At 66.1% G+C, this 7,777-nt stretch carries 7 protein-coding genes and 1 pseudogene; 7 read left to right on the top strand and 1 reads right to left on the bottom strand.

Annotated elements, in window-relative coordinates; genetic code table 11:
• The 5 genes and pseudogenes from VHL31_RS12300 to VHL31_RS12280 form a co-directional block, all read left to right on the top strand.
• Nucleotides 1-765, top strand: a pseudogene (locus VHL31_RS12300) (2-hydroxy-acid oxidase); the annotation flags it as partial.
• Nucleotides 766-780: 15 nt separating this feature from the next.
• Nucleotides 781-2,085: a glycolate oxidase subunit GlcF gene (gene glcF / locus VHL31_RS12295; protein WP_329661505.1), complete on the top strand. Its 1,305-nt coding sequence runs from the start codon at nucleotides 781-783 to the stop codon at nucleotides 2,083-2,085.
• A 79-nt stretch (nucleotides 2,086-2,164) separates the two neighbouring features.
• Nucleotides 2,165-2,830 carry a glutathione S-transferase family protein gene (locus VHL31_RS12290; protein WP_329661504.1) on the top strand — a complete coding sequence of 222 codons (666 nt, stop codon included), beginning with the start codon at nucleotides 2,165-2,167 and terminating at the stop codon, nucleotides 2,828-2,830.
• Complete coding sequence (queG, locus tag VHL31_RS12285; RefSeq protein WP_329661503.1) at nucleotides 2,728-3,951, top strand: tRNA epoxyqueuosine(34) reductase QueG; 1,224 nt, start codon at nucleotides 2,728-2,730, stop codon at nucleotides 3,949-3,951. Before VHL31_RS12290 ends, queG begins: the two co-directional genes overlap by 103 nt.
• On the top strand, nucleotides 3,948-4,835 hold the full coding sequence (locus VHL31_RS12280; protein ID WP_329661502.1) for an SDR family oxidoreductase: 888 nt from the start codon (nucleotides 3,948-3,950) through the stop codon (nucleotides 4,833-4,835). Before queG ends, VHL31_RS12280 begins: the two co-directional genes overlap by 4 nt.
• On the opposite strand, the gene VHL31_RS12275 is transcribed toward VHL31_RS12280, so the two are convergent.
• Nucleotides 4,808-5,575 carry an alpha/beta hydrolase gene (locus tag VHL31_RS12275; protein ID WP_329661501.1) on the bottom strand — a complete coding sequence of 256 codons (768 nt, stop codon included), beginning with the start codon at nucleotides 5,573-5,575 and terminating at the stop codon, nucleotides 4,808-4,810. The two genes, VHL31_RS12280 and VHL31_RS12275, sit on opposite strands and share 28 nt — an antisense overlap.
• 107 nt (nucleotides 5,576-5,682) lie before the next feature.
• Between VHL31_RS12275 and VHL31_RS12270 the strand changes: the two genes are divergently transcribed.
• Together VHL31_RS12270 and VHL31_RS12265 are read left to right on the top strand one after the other, a co-directional pair.
• Nucleotides 5,683-6,819 (top strand): glycosyltransferase family 4 protein, encoded by a 1,137-nt coding sequence (locus tag VHL31_RS12270; protein ID WP_329661500.1) that lies wholly within the window; start codon nucleotides 5,683-5,685, stop codon nucleotides 6,817-6,819.
• Nucleotides 6,819-7,745: a glycosyltransferase family 9 protein gene (locus VHL31_RS12265; protein WP_329661499.1), complete on the top strand. Its 927-nt coding sequence runs from the start codon at nucleotides 6,819-6,821 to the stop codon at nucleotides 7,743-7,745. The genes VHL31_RS12270 and VHL31_RS12265 overlap by 1 nt, the downstream gene beginning before the upstream one ends.
• Nucleotides 7,746-7,777 lie beyond the last annotated feature (32 nt).

Raw genomic sequence — 7,777 nt, 5'->3', positions numbered from 1 at the left:
GCCGGCGGCCGCGTCGTGAAGAACGTGACCGGCTATGACCTCTGCAAGCTGCTGGCCGGCTCGTTCGGCACTCTTGCCGTCATGGGTCACGTGACGTTCAAGGTGCTGCCAGCGCCAGAACGGACGACGACCCTCGCCCTGCTGAGCGACGACCTGGACGATCTGGCCGCGAGGCTTCGGCGGGCGGCCGGCACGGCCTATGAAGTCTCCGGCGCGGCATTGCTGCCACCAGCGGCTTTGGCCGGCTGTGGTGTACCTGCGCTCCAGGGTGCGGGCAGTGCCGCCGCCCTGATGCGGATCGAGGGTGTGGGACCTTCGGTGCACGACCGGATGACGTCGCTCATCCGCGAGATTGCCGCAGACGTGCCGCATGTAGTGGTCGGGGAGGAGAGCCTGGCTTTGTGGCGGGCCATCCGTGACCTCGCCGTGCTTCCGCCCCGCCGGGTACTATGGCGGCTTTCGGTGGCACCCACCGCGGGGCTTCCGGTCGCGCGCCGCCTGATGGAACTTGGCGCCGACCTGTTCCTGGACCAGGTCGGAGGACAGGTCTGGGCAACCATGGACGAAACCTGGACGGACCGGGTTCGTGCGCTCGTCGCGGATGGTGGGCACGCCACGTTGGTACGGGCACCAGATGAAGCCCGCCGCGACATTGCCGTCTTCCAGCCGCAGCCTCCCGCCCTGGCAGCCCTGGCCAAACGGGTAAAGCAGGCCTTCGACCCCGAGAACATCCTGGAGCCGGGCCGCATGGCGCCGGTCGCCTGAGGAAAGCTTCAGCACGTGCAAACCAACTTCAGCCTGGCGCAGTTGGCCGACCCGAAGACCCAGGAAGCGGAGAAGATCCTCCGTACCTGCGTCCATTGCGGGTTCTGCACGGCCACCTGCCCGACCTATGTCCTTCTCGGCGACGAGCTCGATTCGCCGCGTGGCCGGATCTACCTGATCAAGGACATGCTGGAGAACGACCGCAAGGCCGACGAGCGGGTCACCCGCCATATCGACCGGTGCCTCTCCTGCCTGTCCTGCACGACGACCTGCCCGTCCGGCGTCGACTACATGCATCTCGTCGACCATGCCCGGTCGCATATCGAGAAGACCTATGAGCGTCCGCCGGCCGACCGCTGGCAGCGCTGGATGCTGGCCAAGGTGCTGCCGCGACCCGACCTGTTCCGGCTGGCGCTTCTGGGCGCCACGCTCGGCCGGCCGTTCGGCAGGATGATGCCCAAGCGCCTGCAGACAATGCTGAAGATGGCGCCGCGCAACCTGCATGGTCCCTCTGCCATGGACCGACCTGGCGTCGTGCCGGCGCGCGGTCAGAAGCGGATGCGGGTGGCCTTGCTGCAGGGCTGTGCGCAGCGGGTCCTCGATCCGTCGATCAACGAAGCGACGATTCGGCTCCTGACCAGGCTGGGCTGCGAGGTAGTGCTCGCGAAGGATGCGGTCTGTTGCGGCGCCTTGACCCTGCACATGGGCAAGGACGACGAGGGCAAGGCAGCGGCGAGACGGACCATCGGCGCCTGGATCAGGGAAGTGGAGGGCCAGGGCCTCGATGCAGTCGTGATCAACGCGTCCGGCTGCGGCACCACCGTCAAGGACTACGGCCATCTGTTCCAGCACGAGCCGGAGATGGTGGAGCGGGCACAAAAGATCGCGGCCATGGCGCTCGACGTAACCGAACTGGTCGACCGGCTTGGCCTGCCAGAGCCGGAGATCGTGACCGGCCAGCGCGTCGCCTATCATTCGGCTTGCTCGATGCAGCATGGCCAGAAGATCAAGTCGCTGCCGCAGAAGCTGCTTCGGGCGGCCGGCTACGAGGTCGTCGAACCGGCGGAGAGCCATATCTGCTGTGGCTCGGCCGGGACCTACAACCTGCTGCAGCCGGAACTCGCCGACCGGCTGAAGGAGCGCAAGGTCAGCAACCTCGAGCGGCTGGCACCGGCCATGGTGGCCACCGGCAACATCGGCTGCATGACGCAGATCGGCAGCGGCACCAGGATCCCGATCGTCCATACGGTCGAGTTGCTCGACTGGGCTACCGGCGGGCCGATGCCGGCAAAGCTGGCTGATCAGCGTGAAGCGGCTTGATGGTGGAGGATGCTAGGCGTTAGTCCATAGCTGTCGGTGAGGCTTGATCCCTGGCGCCTCGCACCACTCGGCTTGGCGAATGCTTCGACTGCATCATTTCCCGCTTTGTCCCTATTCTCGCAAGATCAGGATCCTGCTCCGCGAAAAAAATCTCCGGTTTGAGCAAGTCGAGATCGAGCCCTGGAAGCAAGTCGACATGCTGGCGGAGCTCAACCCGGCTCTGGAAGTGCCGGTCCTTCAGGATGACGACCTGGTCGTGTGCGACAGCCGGACGATCGCGGACTTCCTGGAAGAATCGAGGCCGGAGCAGAACTTCCTCGGCAACACGCTGGAGCGGCGCAATGAAACGCGCCGGCTGGTTGCCTGGTTCGACGACAAGTTCGCCCACGAGGTTACCGATCTTCTCTGGCGGGAGAAGCTGATCAAGCGATTGAAACGAGTCGGTACGCCCAACTCCGACAATATGCGGGCCGGCTCGGCGAACCTGAAGGCGCATCTCGCTTACCTCAGCGAGCTGTTTTCCGAGCGCCGCTGGCTGGCTGGCGACGATCTCACCCTGGCGGACATGGCTGCGGCGGCACATTTGTCGGTCCTGGACTATCTGGGCGATGTGCCCTGGCACAATTTTCCACTGGCCAAGGAATGGTACGGGAAGATGAAGTCGCGGCCGAGCTTCCGGCCGATCCTCGCCGACCGGCTGCCGGCCATGCGCCCGCCGCTGCACTACGACGACCTGGACTTCTAAACGGCTCGGCCGCGCGTGCGGAGATCGCCGCCCGGGCGGTTGCGGAGGGTCTGTCAATTGTACGGTTCACTGCGGCAGAACTGCCCGGCGTGCATGCAGCGCGCTTCGATGAGGCCATCGCCACAGGGAGCCACGGGAGCATGGCTTGGCTCGCCGACAAGGCAGACCGGCGACGAAGCCCCAAAGCCATCTGGCCAGAAGCCCGAACGATCCTGGTCTGCGGCCTGAACTATGGCCCGGATAGCGATCCGCGAGCTACGCTGACCGAGCCAGACACTGGCACCATCTCCGTCTATGCCCGCCACCGCGACTATCACGACGTGTTCAAGGGAGCCCTGAAACGGATCGGCCAGTGGATGGCGCACCGCTACGGCGTCGAGGTGAAGGTATTCGTCGACACGGCACCGATCCTGGAGAAGCCGCTGGCCCAGCAGGCCGGGTTGGGTTGGCAGGGCAAGCATACCAATCTGGTGAGCCGTTCGTTCGGTTCCTGGCTGTTCCTGGGCGAGATCTTCACCACGCTGGATCTGCCGGCGGACGAGCCGGATATCGATCACTGCGGGACGTGCCGGCGCTGCCTTGATGCCTGTCCTACCGATGCCTTCCCTCGTCCGTATCAGTTGGATGCGCGCCGCTGCATCAGTTACCTGACCATCGAGCATGCCGGGCCGATCCGGCGCGACCTTCGCGCCCGGATGGGCAACCGCATCTACGGCTGCGACGACTGTTTGGCGGCCTGTCCCTGGAACCGGTTCGCCCAGGTCGCACGCGAAGCACGGCTGCAGGCACGGGCCGACCTGAAGTCGCCCAAGCTCCGCGACCTCGCGCAGTTGGATGAACCGTCCTTCCGGACGCTGTTCTCGGGCTCGCCGATCAAGCGGATCGGCCGCGATCGGTTCGTCCGCAACGTACTCATCGCCATCGGCAATAGCGGCGACCCGAGCCTGCTCGATGTCGTGCTCGACCGCCTCGCGGATCAGGCACCCGTAGTGCGTGGCACCGCGATCTGGACATTGCGGCGGCTCGGCGATGCGGCAACGGTGGACAAGGCGCGCGAGGCTAGGCTGGCGATCGAGATCGATCCGGAGGTGCTGTGCGAGTGGACGGAGGAGATGGCTTGAGCGGGCGGCTGTTCTGCTTCGGCCTGGGATACACGGCAACGTTCCTGGCCCATCGTCTTGCCGCGCGAGGCTGGTCCATCGCAGGCACCACGCGTGACCCCGGCAAGGCAGCAGCCCTGGCCGAACAAGGCTGGAACATGCACTTGTTTCGCCGCGGCCGACCGCTCACGGATGCCAGGCTCGCCCTCCAGGGGGTTACCCACATCCTGCATTCCATCATCCCCGACACGGATGGCGACCCGGTGGCGGATCACCATCTGGGCGATCTGCGCGCCGTCGAAGGACTGGTATGGCTCGGGTGGCTCGGCACCACTGCCGTGTATGGCGACCGCCAAGGCGCGTGGGTGGACGAGGATACCGTCCTCATCCCGTCCGTTGATCGCGCATGGCGGCGGTCGGAGGCCGAACAGACCTGGCTCGCAAGTGGACTGCCCGTGCACCTGTTCCGGCTGGCAGGCATCTACGGGCCTGGCCGCAACCAGTTGCGCGACGTGCTGGACGGCAATGCTCGGCGGATCGTGAAGCCGGGTCAGGTCTTCTCGCGCATCCACGTCGACGACATTGCGACGACGCTGGAGGCGTCGATCGCACGTCCCCGGCCCGGCGCGATCTACAATGTCTGCGACGACGAGCCGTCCCCGCCGCAGAACGTCGTCGCTTTTGCGGCGGCACTTCTTGGCGTGGAGCCGCCCCCGGCCCTGGACTACGCGACAGCGGAACTGTCGCCGATGGCGCGCACCTTTTACGCTGACAACCGGCGGGTCCGGAACACGAGGATCAAGGAAGAGCTCGACGTGCGGCTGGCATATCCGACCTTTCGAGAGGGACTGGCAGCGCTGTTGCCGGTCGAGACCGCTCAAAGGAACGGCCGCCCCTCAACCTGAGCGAGGATCCTGTCGCAGGCTGCCGCGATCCGGCGCAGGTCCTCGGGGCGGGACAGGCGATGGTCGCCGTCCTTGACGAGTTCGACGGTCACGCTCGGGCTGGTGAGATTGGCCGCCAGGTTGATGGCGGTCATCCAGGGCACGTCCGGGTCCTCCTGCCCCTGGAGCAGGTGGACCGGACCGGCGAACGGGATGGGCTGCCGCATCAGGAGGTGGCGCTCGCCATCGGCCAGCAGCCACTCAGTGATCGGCAACGGGTCGCCGTAAGGAGACGGCTCGAAGAAGGCACCGTTCTGCTCCAGGGCGCTCTTCTGCTCATGCGTCAGGGAAGGCCGGATGAGGTCTTCCGTGAAGTCCGGGGCAGCCGCAATGCCGACCAGCCCCGCCACTTTCTCCGGCCGTGCCAGGGCGGCCAGGAGCATCAGCCAGCCACCCATGCTGGAGCCAATCAGCACGGCCCGGCCGGTCACGAGCTGGTCGATCACGAGCAACGTGTCGTCCAGCCAGTCGGACAGGCAGAGTTCCTCGAACCGGCCGTCGGAACTGCCATGGCCGCGATAGTCGAACCGGGTATAGGTCCGGCCCTGGCGGGTGACATGAGCTTCCATGGCGACAGCCTTGCTGCCTTCCATGTCGGACCGGAAGCCTGACAGGAACATGACCTCCACGCCGCTACCGGGGGTGCGGCAGAAGCGGATACGGGTGTCGTCATCGCGCGTCAGTGCGTCGGAAATCATCATGTCTGGTTCATGCTCCGCTTCGTCCTGGTGCGCTGTCAGGGTAGCAGCGCCGACGGAGGCGGTCGAAGCGCCTCCCTTTGTTTCTTCATTTAACAGCCGGACGATCCATGGCGACGTTGCTGCAGGTCGTGCCTGCCCTGGACAAAGGTGGTGTCGAGCGCGGGACCGTAGACCTTGCCAAGTTTCTGGTCCGCGAAGGGCACCGCGCTGTCGTTGCGAGCGAGGGCGGCAGCTTGGTCGAGGAGCTCGAGGAAGCCGGCGGCATCCATGTGACCCTGCCGCTGTCGACCAAGAACCCGCTTGGCATCATGCGGAATGTTGGCCGCCTGGCGTCGCTGATCCGCAGCCATGACGTCCAGCTGGTCCACGCCCGTTCCCGTGCACCGGCCTGGAGTGCCCGTTGGGCGGCCGAGCGGACCCGGGTTCCCTTCGTTACAACCTTCCACGCCGTCTATGGTGGCCATGAAAGCCGGCCCAAGCGCCGCTACAACTCGGTGATGGCAGCTGGCCGACGGGTGATCGCGATCTCCGACTATGTGGCCGAGCATGTGCGGCGGATCTACCAGGTCCCGCCTGAGCGGCTGCGGACGGTCTACCGGGGTGTAGACACCGAGCAGTTCGATCCGGAGAAGGTGTCGGCTGCGCGCGTGGAGGCCCTGCGGCAGCAGTTCGGGATCGAGTCGGGCATGAAGGTGGTAAGCCTTCCCGGCCGCATCACCCGTATCAAGGGCCATCTCCTGCTCCTGGACGCAGTGCAGCGCCTTTGCCGCGACGACTTCCTCGTCGCCTTCATTGGCCCTGACACGCCCGGAAGCTCCTACTCCCGGGAACTTCACGAGCGGGTCGAGGGATCTGGCCTGAAGAACCGTGTCCGGTTCACCGGGCCTTGCCACGACATGCCGGCAGCCGTGGCGCTATCAGATGTGGTGGCCGTGCCTTCGATTGGGCCGGAGGCATTCGGGCGCGTGTCCGTGGAAGCGCAGGCGATGGGCAGGCCTGTCGTCGTCACTGATGTCGGCGGTCTGGGCGAGACTCTGATGGTCGCGGCGACCGGCTGGCTGGTGCAGCCCGACGATCCGGCTGGCCTTGCCGAAGCTCTCGATCTTGCCTTGTCGATGTCGCCGGAGGTGCGCGATCGGCTGGCTCAGCGGGCACGCGCCTGGGTGGTGGACCACTTCACCGCAGAGCGGATGTGCCGCCAGACGCTCGACGTCTACGGCGAGGTTCTGGAAGAGACGCGCTGATGGCGGACATCCTGGTCATCAAGCATGGCGCCCTCGGTGACGTGGTGCTTGCGACAGGGGCCATGCAGGCGATCGTCCGGCACCATCCGGATGATCGAATGACCCTGCTCACGACCGCGCCTTACGCAAAGCTGCTCCAGTCGACCGGGTGGTTCGCCGACATCATCGTCGACGACCGGCCGAGCTTGTGGACGCCGATCCGGTTGTTCGGCCTGATCCGCCGCCTGGCCGCCAAGCGCTTTGCGGTGGTCTATGACCTGCAGACCTCGCGCCGGACCTCGCTGTACTTTTCCTTGTGGCCCAAGCCCAAGCCGCGCTGGTCGGGGATTGCCAAGGGTTGCTCGGATCCGGATCTGCAGCCGGAACGGGAGCTTATCCACACGGTGCCCCGTCTGAAGGGGCAATTGGCCCAGATGGGCATCGTCGACGTACCGCCGCCGCGGGTGGATTTCCTCCAGGGCGATGTCACGGGCCTGGCTCCGGCCGGACCATTCGCCCTGCTCGTACCAGGATGCGCGCCGCACCGGCCCGACAAGCGCTGGCCGGCGACCCACTATGCCCAACTGGCGGTCTATCTGGTCGCCTGCGGCATCCGGCCGGTGCTGATCGGTACGGCAGCCGAGGCGGACGCGCTGAAGGCCATCAAGGAGGAGTGTCCCGATGCCTTGGATCTCGGCGGCAGGACCAGCTTTGGGCAGATCGCGTCCCTGGCTCGCCGGGCCGCCTTCGCTGTCGGCAACGACACTGGACCCATGCATCTGGTGGCTGCAGCGCCCTGCCCCGTCCTCACCCTCTTCTCCGGCGCTTCCACCCCAGCGAGGAGCGCGCCAGGCTGGCCCGACGAGCCCTGGCTACAGCGCGAGCCGCTCTCGGCCCTGGGAATCGATGAAGTTCTGGCGGCCTTACCTCGCGCGGTGACGGCTTGACAGCCATATAAGCATGTCTCCATCCCGTTGCG

The sequence above is a fragment of the Geminicoccus sp. genome (assembly GCF_036263595.1).
Taxonomy (GTDB): domain Bacteria; phylum Pseudomonadota; class Alphaproteobacteria; order Geminicoccales; family Geminicoccaceae; genus Geminicoccus.
The sequence above is the reverse complement of the archived record's forward strand: the minus strand, read 5'-3'. Positions and strand labels throughout refer to the sequence as shown.